At 69.2% G+C, this 15,223-nt stretch carries 12 protein-coding genes; 9 read left to right on the forward strand and 3 right to left on the reverse strand.

All coding sequences use genetic code 11. The features are described from left to right. The first annotated feature begins 506 nt into the window (after positions 1–506). Both CY658_RS07775 and CY658_RS07780 read left to right on the forward strand, forming a co-directional pair. Positions 507–3,770, forward strand: coding sequence for an efflux RND transporter permease subunit (locus tag CY658_RS07775; protein ID WP_101489573.1), 3,264 nt, complete (start codon positions 507–509; stop codon positions 3,768–3,770). A gap of 11 nt (positions 3,771–3,781) precedes the next feature. Further along, on the forward strand, positions 3,782–5,281 hold the full coding sequence (locus CY658_RS07780; RefSeq protein ID WP_101490281.1) for an efflux transporter outer membrane subunit: 1,500 nt from the start codon (positions 3,782–3,784) through the stop codon (positions 5,279–5,281). A gap of 142 nt (positions 5,282–5,423) precedes the next feature. Here the strand turns inward: CY658_RS07780 and CY658_RS07785 are convergent, their stop codons facing one another. Then, positions 5,424–5,786: an SPW repeat protein gene (locus CY658_RS07785; RefSeq protein WP_101490282.1), complete on the reverse strand. Its 363-nt coding sequence runs from the start codon at positions 5,784–5,786 to the stop codon at positions 5,424–5,426. A 160-nt stretch (positions 5,787–5,946) separates the two neighbouring features. Between CY658_RS07785 and CY658_RS07790 the strand changes: the two genes are divergently transcribed. The 4 genes from CY658_RS07790 (at position 5,947) to CY658_RS07805 (ending at position 10,260) form a co-directional block, all read left to right on the forward strand. Next, a complete protein-coding gene (locus CY658_RS07790; RefSeq protein WP_101489574.1) occupies positions 5,947–6,531 on the forward strand; it encodes a TetR/AcrR family transcriptional regulator in 585 nt (194 codons plus the stop codon). A gap of 58 nt (positions 6,532–6,589) precedes the next feature. After that, a complete protein-coding gene (locus tag CY658_RS07795; RefSeq protein ID WP_101489575.1) occupies positions 6,590–8,869 on the forward strand; it encodes a xanthine dehydrogenase family protein molybdopterin-binding subunit in 2,280 nt (759 codons plus the stop codon). 27 nt (positions 8,870–8,896) lie between these two features. Further along, complete coding sequence (locus CY658_RS07800; protein ID WP_101489576.1) at positions 8,897–9,364, forward strand: (2Fe-2S)-binding protein; 468 nt, start codon at positions 8,897–8,899, stop codon at positions 9,362–9,364. 164 nt (positions 9,365–9,528) lie between these two features. Beyond that, entirely contained in the window at positions 9,529–10,260 is a 732-nt protein-coding gene (locus CY658_RS07805) for a GntR family transcriptional regulator (RefSeq protein WP_101489577.1), read from the forward strand. A 9-nt stretch (positions 10,261–10,269) separates the two neighbouring features. Here CY658_RS07805 and CY658_RS07810 read toward each other — a convergent pair whose 3' ends face one another. Next, positions 10,270–11,136 carry a MurR/RpiR family transcriptional regulator gene (locus CY658_RS07810; protein WP_101489578.1) on the reverse strand — a complete coding sequence of 289 codons (867 nt, stop codon included), beginning with the start codon at positions 11,134–11,136 and terminating at the stop codon, positions 10,270–10,272. A gap of 139 nt (positions 11,137–11,275) precedes the next feature. Between CY658_RS07810 and CY658_RS07815 the strand changes: the two genes are divergently transcribed. Genes CY658_RS07815 through CY658_RS07825 form a run of 3 tightly spaced genes read left to right on the forward strand, consistent with a single transcriptional unit; the run spans position 11,276 to position 14,250 of the window. Beyond that, entirely contained in the window at positions 11,276–12,610 is a 1,335-nt protein-coding gene (locus CY658_RS07815) for an aspartate aminotransferase family protein (protein WP_101489579.1), read from the forward strand. A gap of 45 nt (positions 12,611–12,655) precedes the next feature. Continuing rightward, on the forward strand, positions 12,656–13,573 hold the full coding sequence (locus CY658_RS07820; RefSeq protein ID WP_101489580.1) for a transporter substrate-binding domain-containing protein: 918 nt from the start codon (positions 12,656–12,658) through the stop codon (positions 13,571–13,573). Between the two features lie 23 nt (positions 13,574–13,596). Beyond that, entirely contained in the window at positions 13,597–14,250 is a 654-nt protein-coding gene (locus CY658_RS07825) for an aspartate/glutamate racemase family protein (RefSeq protein WP_101489581.1), read from the forward strand. Here the strand turns inward: CY658_RS07825 and CY658_RS07830 are convergent. Next, positions 14,242–15,099, reverse strand: coding sequence for a hypothetical protein (locus tag CY658_RS07830; RefSeq protein WP_101489582.1), 858 nt, complete (start codon positions 15,097–15,099; stop codon positions 14,242–14,244). The two genes, CY658_RS07825 and CY658_RS07830, sit on opposite strands and share 9 nt — an antisense overlap. Between the last annotated feature and the right edge of the window lie 124 nt (positions 15,100–15,223).

The raw sequence follows: 15,223 nt of genomic DNA on the forward strand, positions 1-15,223 counted from the left end.
GGTTGGGATACCGGGCGGGCCTTCGCTTCGCTCGGCCTGGAAACGGGCCTTCGCTTCGCTCGGCGGGGGACTTGCTCCCTCTCCCCTTGGGGAGAGGGCGGGGGTGAGGGCATCGGCCTTCATGCGCGCGAGGCGGTGTTTCTGTGCCGCGGACCCTCACCCCAACCCTCTCCCCAAGGGGAGAGGGAGCAATTCAGGCCGAGCGAAGCGAAGGCTCGTGAGGTGTTCAGGTGCCGAGCAAAGCGATGGCCTGTTGGTATCCCAACCCCTTCTGTATGCGCCGAGGAGCGCAGCGTTTCGCGGATCAGGGCTCGCCCTTGTTTGAGCGAAGCGAGTTTGGGCGAGACCCCGCGAAACGTGAGCACCGCAGGTTGCCCGCAGCGAAGCGCAGGGACGCAGACAGTAGGGTCGCCTTTCTTTTGCCTACGTTTCTTTGGCGAAGCAAAGAAAAGTAGGTCGCCCGCCGGGGCGAGACCCGGCCTCGGGAAGCAAAAAGAGGCACTGCGATGAACCTGTCGCGCCCTTTCGTCCGCCGCCCCATAGGCACAGTCCTGCTAACCATCGGCATCGCATTAGCAGGCATAGCCGCGTTCTTCGTATTACCAGTCTCCCCGCTACCCCAAGTCGACTACCCAGTCATCTCAGTAAGAGCCTCGATCCCAGGCGCAAGCCCAGAGACGATGGCAACAAGCGTAGCAACGCCACTAGAAAGACACCTAGGCACCATCGCAGGCGTCAACGAAATGACGTCCACCAGCTCGGTAGGCTCCTCCCGCGTCACCCTGCAATTCGACCTAAGCCGCAACATCGACGGCGCCGCAAGAGAAGTCCAGGCCGCCATCAACGCCAGCCGCGTCGACTTGCCAGCCACGCTAAGAAGCAACCCAACCTACCGCAAAGCCAACCCAGCAGCCTCCCCCGTCATCATCCTGGCCCTCACGTCAAAAACAAAGACCCCAGGCCAGATCTACGAAGCAGTCTCGAACATCGTCAGCCAGCGCCTGTCGCAGGTAGACGGCGTAGGCGACGTAGAAATCGGCGGCGGCTCGCTCCCCGCCGTCCGCATCGAACTGCTGCCGTTCGCACTGAATCGCTACGGCATCAGCTCCGACGACGTACGCGCCGCGATTCAAGCGTCCAACGCCAACCGCCCCAAGGGCATGGTGCAAGGCGAAGGCCGCAAGCTGCAGATCTACACCCAGACCCCGGCGCTGCGCGCAAGCGACTACGCCTCGATGGTCGTGGCCTGGCGCAACGGCGCGGCGGTGCGGCTGCGCGAGGTGGCCGACGTGATCGACGGCGTCGAAGACACGCGCACGCTGGGCCTGTTCAACGGCGAGCCGGCGATCATCGTGCTGATCACGCGGCAGCCCTCGGCCAACATCATCGAGACGGTCGACAACGTGCGCGCGCTGCTGCCCGAGCTGCAGGCGCAACTGCCGCCGGACGTGACGCTGCAGGTGGCGTCGGACAGCACTAACTCCATCCGCAGTTCGCTGCGCGAAGTGGAGATGACGCTGGTCATCGCCGTGCTGCTCGTCGTGCTGGTGGTCAGCCTGTTCCTGCGCAGCGTGCGCGCGACCGTGGTGCCGGCGGTGGCGACGGTGGTGGCATTGCTGGGCACGTTCGGCGTGATGCACCTGCTGGGCTTCAGCCTCAACAACCTGAGCCTGATGGCGCTCACCGTGGCCACGGGCTTCGTGGTGGACGACGCCATCGTGGTGTTGGAGAACACCAGCCGCCACATCGAGGCGGGCATGTCGCGCATGAAGGCGGCGCTGCTCGGCGCGCAAGAAGTCGGCTTCACGGTGCTGTCGATCAGCGTGTCGCTGGTGGCGGTGTTCATTCCGCTGCTGTTCATGGGCGGGCAGGTGGGGCGGCTGTTCCGCGAGTTCGCGGTCACGCTGTCGGCGGCGGTGCTGATCTCGCTGGTCATCTCGCTCACCACCACGCCGATGATGTGCGCGTGGATGCTCAAGCCCGGGGGCAACAACGGCCACGGCAACGGCAAGCCGCCGGGCCGGTTCGGTCGCGCGGCGGAGCGCAGCTACGACTGGATGCTCAAGCGCTACGAGAGCGCGCTCGACTGGGCGCTCGACAGCAAGGCGATCGTCATGTTCGTGCTGCTGGCGGTGGTGGGGCTCAATGTCTACCTGTTCAGCGCGGCGCCGAAAGGCTTCTTCCCGCAGCAGGACAGCGGCCAGCTCAACGGCGGCCTGCGCGCCGACCAGAGCATTTCGTCGCAGGCCATGGGCGCCAAGCTGCGCGAGGTGGTCGACATCATCCGCAAGGACGAGGCGGTCGACACCGTGGTGGGCTTCACGGGCGGCGGGCGGGCGGGCGGCGGCTTCATGTTCGTCAACCTGAAACCGGCCAGCCAGCGCAAGGACAGCGGCCTGGCGGTGATCGCGCGGCTGCGTCCGCAGCTGGCGCAGGTGACGGGGCTGCGCGTGTTCCTCGGCCCGGTGCAGGACGTGCGCTCGGGCGGGCGCTCCAGCAACTCCACCTACCAGTACACGCTCAAGAGCGACAGCCTGTCCGACCTGCGCACGTGGGCCGTGAAGCTGGCCGACGAGATGAAGCAGCAGCCCACGCTGACCGACATCGACACCGACCAGGACCAGAACGGCGTGGAGACGGTGGCGAAGGTCGATCCCGACAGCGCGCGGCGCCTGGGGCTGACCTCCACCGCCATCGACAACGCGCTGTACAACGCCTTCGGCCAGCGGCAGGTGGCCACGATCTACACCGAGCTCAACCAGTACCACGTGGTGATGGAATGGGCGCCGGCCTACACGAGCAGCCCGAACGCGCTGCGCGACGTGTACGTGCCCGCCACCCGAACTTCGGTGGTGGGCGGGCAGGCGGTGACCACGCAGGTGGCGGCAACCACATCGACAAGCACCTCGGCCGCCTCCACCTCGGCCGCCGCCACGGTGCCGGTGTCGGCCAACGCCGGCCTGCGCAACGCCTCGACCGGCAACGTGCTGAGCAACACGGCGACCACGCTGGTGCCGCTGTCGGCGGTGGCGAAGTTCGAGGAGCAGTCGGTCGCGACCTCGGTGAGCCATGAAGACGGCGAGCTCGCCACCACCATCTCGTTCAACCTGGCCGAAGGCGCCAACCTTGGCGATGCGCGCGAGGCCATCGCCAAGGCCGAGGCCAACATCGCGATGCCGACGAATGTGCGCGGCGCCTTTGCCGGCACCGCGCTGAGCGCGCAGCAGTCGCAGGGCCAGCAGGCGATGCTGATTTTGGCGGCGCTGGTGGTGATCTACATCGTGCTGGGCATCCTGTACGAGAGCCTGGTGCATCCGGTGACGGTGCTGTCGACCTTGCCTTCGGCCGGCGTGGGCGCGGTGCTGGCGCTCTTGATGTTCCGCATGGAGTTTTCCATCATCGCGTTGATCGGCGTGTTCCTGCTGATCGGCATCGTGAAGAAGAACGCCATTTTGATCATCGACTTCGCGCTGGAGGCCGAGCGCTCGCGCGGCCTGAGCCCGCTCGAGGCGGTGCGCGAGGCCTGCCTGCTGCGCTTCCGGCCCATCCTGATGACCACGCTGGCCGCCGCGCTCGGCGCACTGCCGCTGGCCATTGGCTTCGGCGAGGGCGCCGAGCTGCGCCGGCCGCTGGGCGTGGCGATCATCGGCGGGCTCATCGCGAGCCAGCTGCTGACGCTGCTCACCACGCCGGTGGTGTACCTGCTGCTCGACAAGCTGCGCCGCCGCGGCAAGAACGAACACGCGCTGAGCCGCGCTCCGGCCGTCTGAGATCCATGACCATGAATGCCTCCTTCTCTTCTATCGGCCCTTCACGCCGCTTCTTCGCGCTGAGCACGCTCGCGCTGGCTGCCGTGCTCGCCGGCTGCGCCGTCGGCCCGACGTACCAGTTGCCCGCCTCCGCCGCGCCGGCCGGCTGGAAGGAGCAGCCCGCCGCCGACGGCTGGCTGCCCGCCGCGCCGGCCGACGCGCTCGATCGCGGCGAGTGGTGGAAGCTCTTCGGCGACGCCACGCTCGACGAACTCGCGGGGCGCGTGCAGGTGTCGAACCAGAACATCGCGGCCGCCGTCGCCAACTACACGCAGGCCCAGGCGCTGGTGCGCGAGCAGCGCGCGGGGCTGCTCCCGTCGGTGTCGCTCGACGGCAGCGGCAGGCGCTCGGGCACCGTGGGCGGCAACGCCTCGGCCAGCCCGTCGAATGTCTTCGGCGCCACGCTGGGCGCGAGCTGGACGCCCGACGTGTGGGGCCGGCTGCGCGAAACCGTGAACAGCGCGCAGGCCAACGCACAGGCCAGCGAAGCCGACCTGGCCTCGGCGCGGCTGTCGGCCATCGGCGACCTGGCCACCAACTACTTCTCGCTGCGCGAGGCCGACGCCGAGATCGTGCTGCTCGACGAAACCATCCTCGGCTACCAGCGCGCGTTCGAGATCACGAGCAACCGCTACGCCGCCGGCATCGCCGCGCAGACCGACGTGCTGCAGGCGCAGACCCAGCTGGTGAACGCCAAGGCCGATCGCGTGGGCCTGCAGCGCACGCGCGCCACGCTGGAGCACGCCGTCGCGATGCTGGTGGGCGTGGCACCGGCCGACTTCAGCCTGCCGCCCGCGCGCTGGACGCCCACGGTGCCCGGCGTGCCGACCGGCGTGCCCTCGACGCTGCTGCAGCGCCGGCCCGACATCGCGGCGGCGGAGCGCGCGGTGGCGGCGGCCAATGCGCAGATCGGCGTGGCGCGCTCGGCCTACTACCCGAACATCTCGCTCACGGCCTCCGTCGGCAGCAACGCGAGCCGCGTGAAAGATCTCTTCGGTTCGGCCAACACGCTGTGGGGGCTGGGCCTGTCGGTGGCGCAGGTGGTGTTCGATGCGGGAGCGATCAGCGCCAGCGTCGATGCCGCCAAGGCCGGCCACGAGGCCAGCGTGGCGCGCTACCGGCAGACCGTGCTGGCCGCGTTCCAGACCGTCGAAGACCAGCTGACCACCGGCGCCACGCTGGCGCAGCAGGAAGGCCTGCGCCGCGAGGCCACGGCAGCGGCCGACAAGACCGAGCAGCAACTGCTCAATAGGTATCGCGCGGGGCAGGTGAGCTACACCGATGTGGTGCAGGCGCAGGCCGCTGCACTGAGCGCGCGGCGCGCGCTCGTGCAGCTTCAGGTCAATCGCCAGGCCGCGGCAATCGCGCTGATCCAGGCCATGGGCGGCGGCTGGCAGGCCGACTGGATGGGCGACGCCCGCCCGGCCGGCAACAGCATTCAGAACAACAACGCCGCTTCCCGCACGCCGTAAGCGGCGGGTGTCGCGGGCGGGCATGGGAACCTGCCTGGCCCGTCGGCCCGACCAGTGCTCGCTGCATGCAGGAACACCGGACCGGGCGTCGTCGCTTCGCGGCGGTGGTCGCCGCTCGGCTCACACTATCGCTCTCTCCCCATCACGCCGGACGGTCGATGGCACCGCCCAGGTAGTCCTTGTCGGTCACCAGGACCCAGAGGGCGAGCACCATGATCACCGCGGCAACAAGCACCGCGTTGACCAGTGCCGGCTCGACCATGCGGAAGTCGAGCAACCAGGGCGACACCGCCAGCCAGGCTGCCAGCGCCACTTCGGTCCACTCTTCCCACTGATGCGGCACGAAGGTCGCGCCCAAGGCCACGGCGCCCAGCGCGATGCCGGTCGCCACCATGGTCCACATGGCGAGCGTGTTGCCCTGAAAGCCCAGTACCCACGGCGAGACGATCAGCCACACGCCGGCGACGGCGTTGACGGGGTCCTGCCAATGCTTGACATGCTTCATGGTCATTACCTCCTGTCGCAGCACGACGCCACGACCCTCGTTGGACTGTTGTGTTACGCCGTGGTTCCACGGGGCCATCGCCACGGGGCTTGCGGATCGGCGCCGCGTTCCTATACTTGAGTGCGCACTCATTTAAACGAACGATGGAGACCCTCGACGCATGGCCCGACCCCGCAGCGCAGACAAGCACAACGCGATCCTCGAGGCGGCGCTGGCCGAGTTCGGCCGGCGCGGCGTGTGGGCCACGCCGACCTCGGCCATCTCGCGCACCGCGGGCGTGGCCGAGGGCACGCTGTTCACCTACTTCGCGAGCAAGGCGCTGCTGACCGACGCGCTGTACCGCGCATTGAAGACCGAGCTGGCCGGCGTGATGCTGGCCGACTGGCCCGAAGCCGCCGACCCGCGCACCCAGTTCCGCCACATCTGGGACCGCTACGTGCAATGGGGCGTGGCGCACCCCGGCAAGCTGCGCGTGCTGGCGCAACTCAAGGTGTCCGACGAACTGAGCAACGAGAGCCGCGTCGCCGGCATGGTGCCGTTCGCGCGGCTGGAGGCGGCAGCGCAGGAGTGCATGCGGCGCGGCGAAGTCGTCGAGCGGCCGATGGAATTCCTGGGCGCGATGCTCACGGCCATGGCCGAGACCACAGTCGGCTACATCGCGCAGGCCGGTGATGACCACGAGGCCTTCGACTGCGCCGAAGCCGGCTTCGAGATGTTCTGGCGAGGCATCGCCGTGCCGCCCTGACGACGGCGACATCTCCGCACGAACGACAAGCAAGACCCCCACCGAAGAAAGACCCCCCATGCCCACACTCAAACGCCGCCACTTCGTGCTCGGCACCCTCGGGGCCGCCGGCGCCCTGGTCGTCGGCTGGGCCGCCACGCCGGCGGCGTCGCGCCTCGTGCCCGGCGCGCCGCTGCCGGCGGGCAACGGGCAGGTCGTGCTCAATGGCTGGGTCAAGGTGGGCAGTGACGACACGGTCACGCTGGTCATGACGCAGTCGGAAATGGGGCAGGGCACGCACACCGGCCTGGCGATGCTGCTGGCCGAAGAGATGGACGCTTCGATGTCGCAGGTGCGGCTCGAGCAGGCCGGCTTCGATGCCATCTACAACAACCAGGCCATGATCCTCGACGCGCTGCCCTTCAAGCCTGGCGACGAGGGCTTCGGCAAGCGCGCGGCGCACCAGGTGGTGGGCAAGCTGCTGCGCACGATCCCGGGGCTGTCGGGCACGGGCGGCTCGTCGAGCGTCACCGATCAGTGGGGCCCGGTGCGCGAAGCCGGCGCGTCGGCGCGGCTGATGCTGGTGGGCGCGGCGGCGGCCCAGTGGCAGGTGCCCGCCAGCGAATGCCGCACCGAGGCCGGCCGCGTGCTGCACGCAGCTTCCAACCGCAGCGCGCGCTTCGGCGAACTCGCTACGCAGGCCGCGCAGCAGCCGCTGCCCACGGCGGTGAAGCTCAAGGCGCCCGCCGACTTCCGCGTCATCGGACAGCCGCAGCGGCGCATCGACAACGCCGGCAAGCTCAACGGCACGGCCACCTACGGCATCGACGTGCTGCCGCCGGGCCTGCTGTACGCCAGCATCGCCATGTGCCCGACGCTGGCCGGCCGCGTCGCGCACTTCGATGCGAAAGCTGCCGAGGCGCTGCCCGGCGTGCGCAAGGTGATGGCGCTGGAGCCGGTGGCCGCGAGCCTCGTCGGCACCGGCAGCACGGCGGGCGGCGTGGCGGTGATCGCCGACACGCCGTACCACGCGATGCGCGCGCTGAAGAAGGTCGACATCACCTGGGACCACGGCCCGGCCGCGAGCCTGTCGAGCGCCGAGATGATCGACCGCCTCGCGCGCACGCTCGACGCTGACGCGGGCAACGCGCGCCTCGATACGGGCGGCGTGGCAGCAGCACTCAAGTCGGCCGCGCGCACCATCGAGGTCGAGTACCGCGTCCCCTTCCTGGCGCACGCCACCATGGAGCCGATGAACTGCACCGTGCAGTTCAAGGACGGCGCCGCCACCGTCTGGGCGCCCACGCAGGCGCCGGGCTTCGCGCGCGCCGCGGTCGCCAAGACGCTGGGCATCGATGCCGAGAAGGTCACGCTGCACGTCACCTACCTGGGCGGCGGCTTCGGGCGGCGCTACTTCATCGACTTCCTGGTGCAGGCCGCGCAGCTCGCGCGCGAGGCCGGCGGCGCGCCGGTGCAACTGATCTGGTCGCGCGAGGAAGACATGACGCACGACTTCTATCGCCCCGCCTACGTGGCGCGGTGCAAGGCCGGCTTCGACGCGGCGGGCGCGCTGGTCGCGTGGCAGACCACCAGCGCCGGCTCCAGCCTGGGCGCGCCGTCGTTCATGGACAACTCGACCGACGGCGCCTGGAACACCGCCTACGACTTTCCGCAGGCCCGCGTGGCGCACGTGCCTGTCGAATCGGCCGTCACCACCGGCATCTGGCGCTCGGTGGCGCATTCGCAGAACGGCTTCTTCGTCGAGAGCTTCATCGACGAATGCGCGGTGGCCGCTGGCAAGGACCCGGTGGCTTTCCGCGCCGGCCTGCTCGCCAAGGACGCGCGCCACCTGGCGGTGCTCAAGCGCGTGGCCGAGCTCTCGAAGTGGGGCGAGCCGCTGGCCGACGGGCCCGACGGCACGAAGCGCGCGCGCGGCGTGGCCATCCACCGCGCCTTCGGCAGCATCGTGGCGCAGGTGGCCGAGGTGTCGGTGACGCCCGAGCGGCAGATCCGTGTGCACCGTGTGGTGTGCGTGATCGACTGCGGCCTGCCGGTGAACCCGAACCTGATCCGCCAGCAGATGGAAGGCGGCATCGTGTTCGGCCTGTCGGCGGCGCTGCGCGGCGAGATCACCGTGGCGCGCGGCCAGGTGCAGCAGAGCAACTTCCACGACTACACGCCGCTGCGCATCGACGAGTGCCCGGTCATCGAGGTCGACATCCTCGCCGGCACCGGCGCCGAGGTGCCGCCCGGCGGCGTCGGCGAGCCGGGCACGCCGCCCATCGCGCCCGCCGTGGCCAACGCCGTGTTCGCGCTGACCGGCCAGCGCCTGCGCAGCCTGCCTTTGCGGCTGGCCTGATCCTCCCAGAACAAGAAGGACATCCCCATGACCACGACCACCACGCTGAAGATCAACGGCCAGACCGCCACCGTGAGCGCCGAGCCCGACACCCCGCTGCTGTGGGTGCTGCGCGGCGAGATGAAGCTCGTCGGCACCAAGTTCGGCTGCGGCAAGGCGCTGTGCGGCGCCTGCACCGTGCACCTGGACGGCGAGGCCGTGCGCTCCTGCGTCACCCCGCTCGAGGCCGTGGGCGCCCGCGAGGTCACCACCATCGAGGGCCTGAAAGGCCGGGAGGCCGACGCCCTGCGCCAGGCCTGGACCGAGGTCGACGTGGTGCAGTGCGGCTACTGCCAGAGCGGCCAGCTCATGTCGGCCTGCGCGCTGCTCAAGGCCACGCCCAAACCCAGCGACGACCAGGTCTCGGACGCCATGCGCGGCAACATTTGCCGCTGCGGCACCTACCCCCGGATTCGCGCCGCGATCCACCTGGCGGCCGAAACGGCGGGGCGGTAACGCGGAAACCGGGGTGTTTGTTTACAGAAGTTAATAATTTTTCCGTAATTCTCGAAAAAGTCGCCAGAAAGGAATTTTTACGGAAATTGGGGATATGAAGCTTCGATACGCCGCCGTACCATCCGCGCGGCCCGCTTCGGGCCGCTCCCTGTTTCCGACTTTCGATGACCCCCCCAGATCCCTCGCGGACGCGCGTGCTGTCCGTGGCCGACACGCTGCGCACCCGCATCTTCGATGGTGCGATCGCCCCCGGCGCCCACCTCATGGAGATTTCGCTCGCCAACGAGCTTGGCGTGTCGCGCACCCCTGTGCGCGGCGCCATGGCGCGGCTGGCCGACGAGGGGTTGCTGGTCTACCACCCGCAGCGGGGTTTCCAGGTGCGCCGTTTCGACGCCAAGGACGTGTTCGACGCCTTCAGCGTGCGCGCCACGCTCGAAGGCATGGGCTGCCGCCTGCTCAGCGAGCGCGGCCTGGGCGGTGAGGCGCTGGCCGAACTGACGGCCATGGTCGACGAGCAGCACGCGCTGCTGCACGACAGCGGCGAATGGTCCGACGAGCGCGCCGACCAGTGGCAGGACCTGAACCAGGCCTTCCACCACAAGCTGCTGTCGCTGGCCGACAACCGCTGGCTCAGCGAGGCCGTGCAGCGGGCCTGCCAGCTGCCGGTGATCTTCGACAGCCGCTCGCGCCCGCACAAGCGCGACGCCGCCATGCTGATGTACCGGCACGGCCAGGCGCTGCAGGCGCTGGAAGAGCACCGCTGCATCGTCGAGGCGCTCGGCCGGCAGGAAGCTGCCGGCGCCGAAGCGGCCATGCGCGAGCACATCAACGCCAACCGCGACCTGCTGGTGCTGTATCTGCGCCAGAGCGCCGGCCGCACCCGCGCGCTGGCCTGATTCCGTCTCTCAGCCGCCGCGCGCCACGGGCGCCATGAGGTAGGCCCCCGACTCGAACAGCTGCGCTTCCGCCTGGTCGATGCGCCGGATCACCGGCTTGCCCGCGCGGCTCGCGAGCAGTTCGACCAGCGCTTCCGTCACAGCCACGCCGGCCGCCACCGAGGGGAAGAACGACGGGCTGTGGATGGTGAAGAGCAGCGTCTCGTCCGCCAGCAGCGACAGCGGCGAGGTCACGCTGTCGGTGATCGCCACGATGCGGCAACCGGCCGCCTTCGCAGCCTCGGCCACCTGCAAGGCTTCGCGCGAGTAGGGCGCAAAGCTCGCCACCACCAGCGCGTCGCCCTTGGCGAAGGCGCGCTGCTGCATCTCGAGCGAGCCGCCCTGGCCGTCGACCAAATGCACGCTGGTGCGAAAGAGCCGGTACACGTACACGAACGAGAACGCGATCGGAAAGCACGCGCGAAAGCCTGCCGCGTGCACGGCCGGCGCCTTTTCGAGCAGCACGCAGGCCTTGAGCAGCGCCGGCCCGCTCTGCTGGTGCGTGAGCTCCAGGTTGCGCCGCTGCACCTCGAACATCTCGCCCGTCAGGCCCTGGTCGGCGGCGCGGCCCACGAGCTGTTTGGCGCGCACGCCATACGTTTCGGTGCCCAGGCCCATGTCAGCGGCGAAGGCCTCCTTGAGTTGCGGCCAGCCGTCGAAGCCCAGGTGCTGGGCGAAGCGCACCAGCGTGGCCGGCGTGCTCTGCGCGCGCGTGCCGACGTTGCGCATCGAGCCCGTGACCACTTCGTTGGGGTGGTCGAGCACGTAGCGCGCGACCTGCTGCAGGGCAGGGCTCAGTTCGTTGAAACGCTGGCGGATCTGTTCTCGGGCGCCCATGGCGGTGTCTCTTTTCTCTGGGTGTCTGGAACGAATGTACCGGAGCAGGGAAATCCCGGGAGTTGACGGAACAAATGTTCCAAACAATAATTCGGCCGAAACGTTAGTTCCAAACACAGGCCGCCGCTTTCCCCTTGCCATGACGCACGTCTTCCACCGCCACCTTCGCCACACCCCGCCCGTTGCCGCCAGCGCGCAGGGCATGTTCATCCGCGACGCCGACGGGCGCGAGTACCTCGATGCGTCGGGCGGTGCGGCCGTGTCCTCGCTCGGCCATGGCCATCCCGAGGTGATGGCGGCCATGCACGCGCAGATCGACACGCTGGCCTACGCCCACACCAGCTTCTTCACGAGCGAGGTGGCCGAGCAGCTGGCCGACGAACTCATCGGTTCCGCCCCCGAAGGCATGAGCCACGTGTACCTCGTGAGCGGCGGCTCGGAGGCGGTGGAGTCGGCGCTGAAGATGGCGCGCCAGTACTTCGTGGAAATCGGCCAGCCGCAGCGCACCCACTTCATCGCGCGCCGCCAGAGCTACCACGGCAACACGCTGGGCGCGCTCGCGGTGGGCGGCAACGCCTGGCGGCGCGAGCCCTTCGCGCCGATCCTCGTGCCGGCCACGCACGTCGCCCCGTGCTACCCGTACCGCGAGCAGCGCGCCGATGAAAGCGCCGAGCAGTACGGCCTGCGCTTGGCGGCCGAACTGGAAGCGGCCATCGTCGCGCAGGGCGCCGACCGCGTGATCGCCTTCGTGGCCGAGACCGTGGGCGGCGCCACCGCCGGCGTGCTCACGCCCGTGCCGGGTTACTTCAAGGCGGTGCGCGCGGTCTGCGACAAGTACGGCGTGCTGCTGATCCTCGACGAGGTGATGTGCGGCATGGGCCGCACCGGTTCGCTGCACGCCTGCGAGCAGGAGGGCGTGGCGCCCGACCTGATGACCATCGCCAAGGGCCTGGGCGGCGGCTACCAGCCGATCGGCGCGGTGCTGGCGCAGCGAAAGATCGTCGAGGCCATGTCGAAAGGCAGCGGTTTCTTCCAGCACGGTCACACCTACCTGGGCCACCCGATGGCCTGCGCGGCGGCGCTCGCGGTGCAGCAGGTGATCCGTCGCGATGGCCTCGTCGCCAAGGTGCGCGACGACGGCGTCGCCTTCGGCGCGATGCTGGCCGAGGCGCTGGGCGATCACCCGCACGTGGGCGACATCCGCGGGCGCGGCTTCTTCTGGGGCGTCGAGCTGGTGGCCGACCGCGCGAGCAAGCGGCCCTTCGATCCGTCGCTGAAGGTCCACGCGCTCCTCAAGAAAGACGCGATGGCGCGCGGCCTGCTGTGCTACCCCTTCGGCGGCACGGTCGACGGCCGCCAGGGCGACCACGTGCTGCTGGCGCCGCCGTACATCGCCACGCGCGACCACCTGCACGAGATCGTTTCGCGGCTCGCGGCCTCGGTCGACGCGGTCACGCGCGGCGCGACGCGCTGAATCACCGTCCCCCTTTTCTTCAACCGCCGTTCCGAGGAGCGTTCCATGCCCCAGCTTCGTCCGTCGCTTTCCATCGCCGCCGCCGCTTTCGCGCTGGCCTGTGCCACGCTGCTGCCGACCACCGCCGCGCAGGCGCAGGCCGCCAACGACACGCTCGCCAGGATCAAGGCCAGCGGCGCCATCACCTTCGGCTACCGCGAGGCCTCGTTCGGCTTCTCGTACCTGGACGGCAACCTGAAGCCCGTGGGGTACAGCATCGAGATCTGCAACCGCATCGTCGAGGCGGTGAAGACCGAGCTGAAGCTGCCGGCCCTCGACATCAAGTACCAGGCCGTGACCTCGGCCAACCGCATCCCGCTGGTGCAGAACGGCACGGTGGACATCGAGTGCGGCTCCACCACCAACCTGGTCGAGCGCCAGTCGCAGGTGGCGTTTTCGCCGGACATCTTCCGCTACAACGTGCGCACGCTGGTGAAGGCCGATTCGGGCATCAAGAGCATCGCCGACCTGCAGGGCAAGACCGTGGTCACCACCGCCGGCACCACCTCGTTCCGCCTGCTGCGCGCGGCCGACAAGGGCCGCAGCCTCGAGGTGAACCAGCTCTCGGGCAAGGACCACACCGATTCGTTCCTGCTGGTCGAGAGCGGCCGCGCGCAGGCCTTCGTGCTCGACGACATCCTGCTCGCGGGCCAGATCGCCAACGCGCGCAACCCGAAGGACTTCGTCATCACCGGCGAGAGCCTGCGCACCGAGAACCAGTCGCTGATGTTCCGCAAGGACGACCCCGCCTTCAAGGCGCTGGTGGACCGCGTGGTCTCGGGCATGATGAAGTCCGGCGAGATGGACAAGCTCTACAGCAAGTGGTTCATGTCGCCGATTCCGCCCAAGGGCATCAACATCAATTACCCGCTCAATGCCGAGACGAAGGAGGCGTTTGCCAACCCGTCGTCCAAGGGCATCTGAGCGTTTCGATCTCCTCTGATTTCATGACACGCATCGCCCTCATCCACGCACTCTCGCATTCCGTCGCGCCCATCAACGAAGCCTTTGCACGCGACTGGCCCGAGGCCGTGCGCATGAACCTGCTGGACGACAGCCTCTCGGCCGATCTCGCGCGCGATGGCAAGGGGCTCGACGCGGCCATGCACGAGCGCTTCCAGCGTCTGGCGCAGTACGCGGTGGACACGGGTGCGCGCGGCATTCTCTTCACCTGCTCGGCCTTCGGGCCGTGCATCGAGGCGGTCGCGCAGCGGCATGCGGGCATTCCGGTGCTCAAGCCCAACGAGGCCATGATCGAAGAGGCGGTGCAGGGCGAAGGCCGCCTGGGCCTGATCGCGACCTTTGCGCGCACGCTGGAGTCGATGCCGCCGGAGTTTCCTTCGGGCATGGCGCTCGAGCTGGCGCTGGCCGAGGGCGCACTGGCCGCGCTCGATGCGGGCGACGCGCAGCGCCACGATGCGCTCATCGCCGAACAGGCTGCGGCGCTGCGCGCGCGCGGCTGCACGCGCATTGCTCTGGCTCAGTTCAGCATGGCGCGGGCGCGTGGCGCCTGCGAGGCAGCCAGTGGCTTGCCGGTGCTGACGACGGTCGACAGCGCGGTGCGTGCGCTGCGCCGTCGCGCGTCTACAGGCTCAGTGTGAGCCGCCGTTGCCGACGACCGTGACCAGCGTGGTCATCGCCACCTGTGCGGCCTCGCCACGCCCCAGCGGACGGCCCGGGCCGGCGTTGCCGCTGTCGGTTTCCAGGCCCTGCGCCAGGCGACGGTAGATGTCCGACGACGGCATGGTCGCCGCGGTGCCGAGCGCGTCGCAGTAGGTGTCGGTGAGCACGGCGGCCAGCCGTTCGCGCTCGGCGTCGGACAGCGAGGGCGCATCGGCGGCGAAGACCGACGCCACGCAGTGCATCAGGTAGGCCTGCGTTTCGAGCGAGAAGGCCTGCTGGCGCACATAGTCTTCCACCGCGTGCCAGAAGAGGGTGTCGGAGGTGCGGCGCCAGCTTTCGAGCACCTTGCGCGACTTGGCGACCAGGTCGGCATGCGCATCGTGCGGTTCGGCCGGGCGCAGCGCCAGGCCCTGCAGCGTGAGCGCGGCCACCGGGCCGGCCGCACCGAGCAGGAAGCTCCAGAACTTCCAGCGCGCAAACCATTTCTTGTCGTGGGCCGGGCCCAGCGGCTCCAGCAGCCGGAAGTCGATGCACAGGGCGGCGTCGGCCTGCAGGCCGGAGGCCATGCGGTCGGCCTCCACGTGGCCCTGCGCGACGATGCAGGCGCTGGCGCCGCAGCGGTCGATATCGGCCAGGCGCTGCGTCAGCTGGCGCAGCTCGTAGGCCGAGGCGCCGGTGGCTTCGGCCACGCGCAGCATGCCGTGGCACTGCTCCCGCTCCCGCTGGCAGGGGCTCTTGAGTCGGTCTTCGACATGGTCGTCGAGCGTCGAGGGGCGTTCTTCAGCGACGCAGTCCTCGAGTTCACTCCCGGTGGTGAACGTTGACATGGATGCTCCTTCGGCCGCAGGTGAATAACTGTTACCAATATGTATTAATGCGCCGACGTCGAACATCACCTGAACTAGGTATTTCCTGCGGCCGAGGGCCTGAGCAGGACCTGACCGGAGGCCT

Source organism: Variovorax sp. RO1, assembly GCF_002849325.1.
In the GTDB taxonomy this organism is placed as follows: domain Bacteria; phylum Pseudomonadota; class Gammaproteobacteria; order Burkholderiales; family Burkholderiaceae_C; genus Variovorax.

Excerpts from the sequence above, each read along its gene's own strand:
- CY658_RS07775 (WP_101489573.1), top strand. The coding sequence starts at position 507 with ATGAACCTGTCGCGCCCTTTCGTCCGCCGCCCCATAGGCACAGTCCTG.
- CY658_RS07780 (WP_101490281.1), top strand. The coding sequence starts at position 3,782 with ATGAATGCCTCCTTCTCTTCTATCGGCCCTTCACGCCGCTTCTTCGCG.
- CY658_RS07785 (WP_101490282.1), bottom strand. The coding sequence starts at position 5,786 with ATGAAGCATGTCAAGCATTGGCAGGACCCCGTCAACGCCGTCGCCGGC.
- CY658_RS07790 (WP_101489574.1), top strand. The coding sequence starts at position 5,947 with ATGGCCCGACCCCGCAGCGCAGACAAGCACAACGCGATCCTCGAGGCG.
- CY658_RS07795 (WP_101489575.1), top strand. The coding sequence starts at position 6,590 with ATGCCCACACTCAAACGCCGCCACTTCGTGCTCGGCACCCTCGGGGCC.
- CY658_RS07800 (WP_101489576.1), top strand. The coding sequence starts at position 8,897 with ATGACCACGACCACCACGCTGAAGATCAACGGCCAGACCGCCACCGTG.
- CY658_RS07805 (WP_101489577.1), top strand. The coding sequence starts at position 9,529 with ATGACCCCCCCAGATCCCTCGCGGACGCGCGTGCTGTCCGTGGCCGAC.
- CY658_RS07810 (WP_101489578.1), bottom strand. The coding sequence starts at position 11,136 with ATGGGCGCCCGAGAACAGATCCGCCAGCGTTTCAACGAACTGAGCCCT.
- CY658_RS07815 (WP_101489579.1), top strand. The coding sequence starts at position 11,276 with ATGACGCACGTCTTCCACCGCCACCTTCGCCACACCCCGCCCGTTGCC.
- CY658_RS07820 (WP_101489580.1), top strand. The coding sequence starts at position 12,656 with ATGCCCCAGCTTCGTCCGTCGCTTTCCATCGCCGCCGCCGCTTTCGCG.
- CY658_RS07825 (WP_101489581.1), top strand. The coding sequence starts at position 13,597 with ATGACACGCATCGCCCTCATCCACGCACTCTCGCATTCCGTCGCGCCC.
- CY658_RS07830 (WP_101489582.1), bottom strand. The coding sequence starts at position 15,099 with ATGTCAACGTTCACCACCGGGAGTGAACTCGAGGACTGCGTCGCTGAA.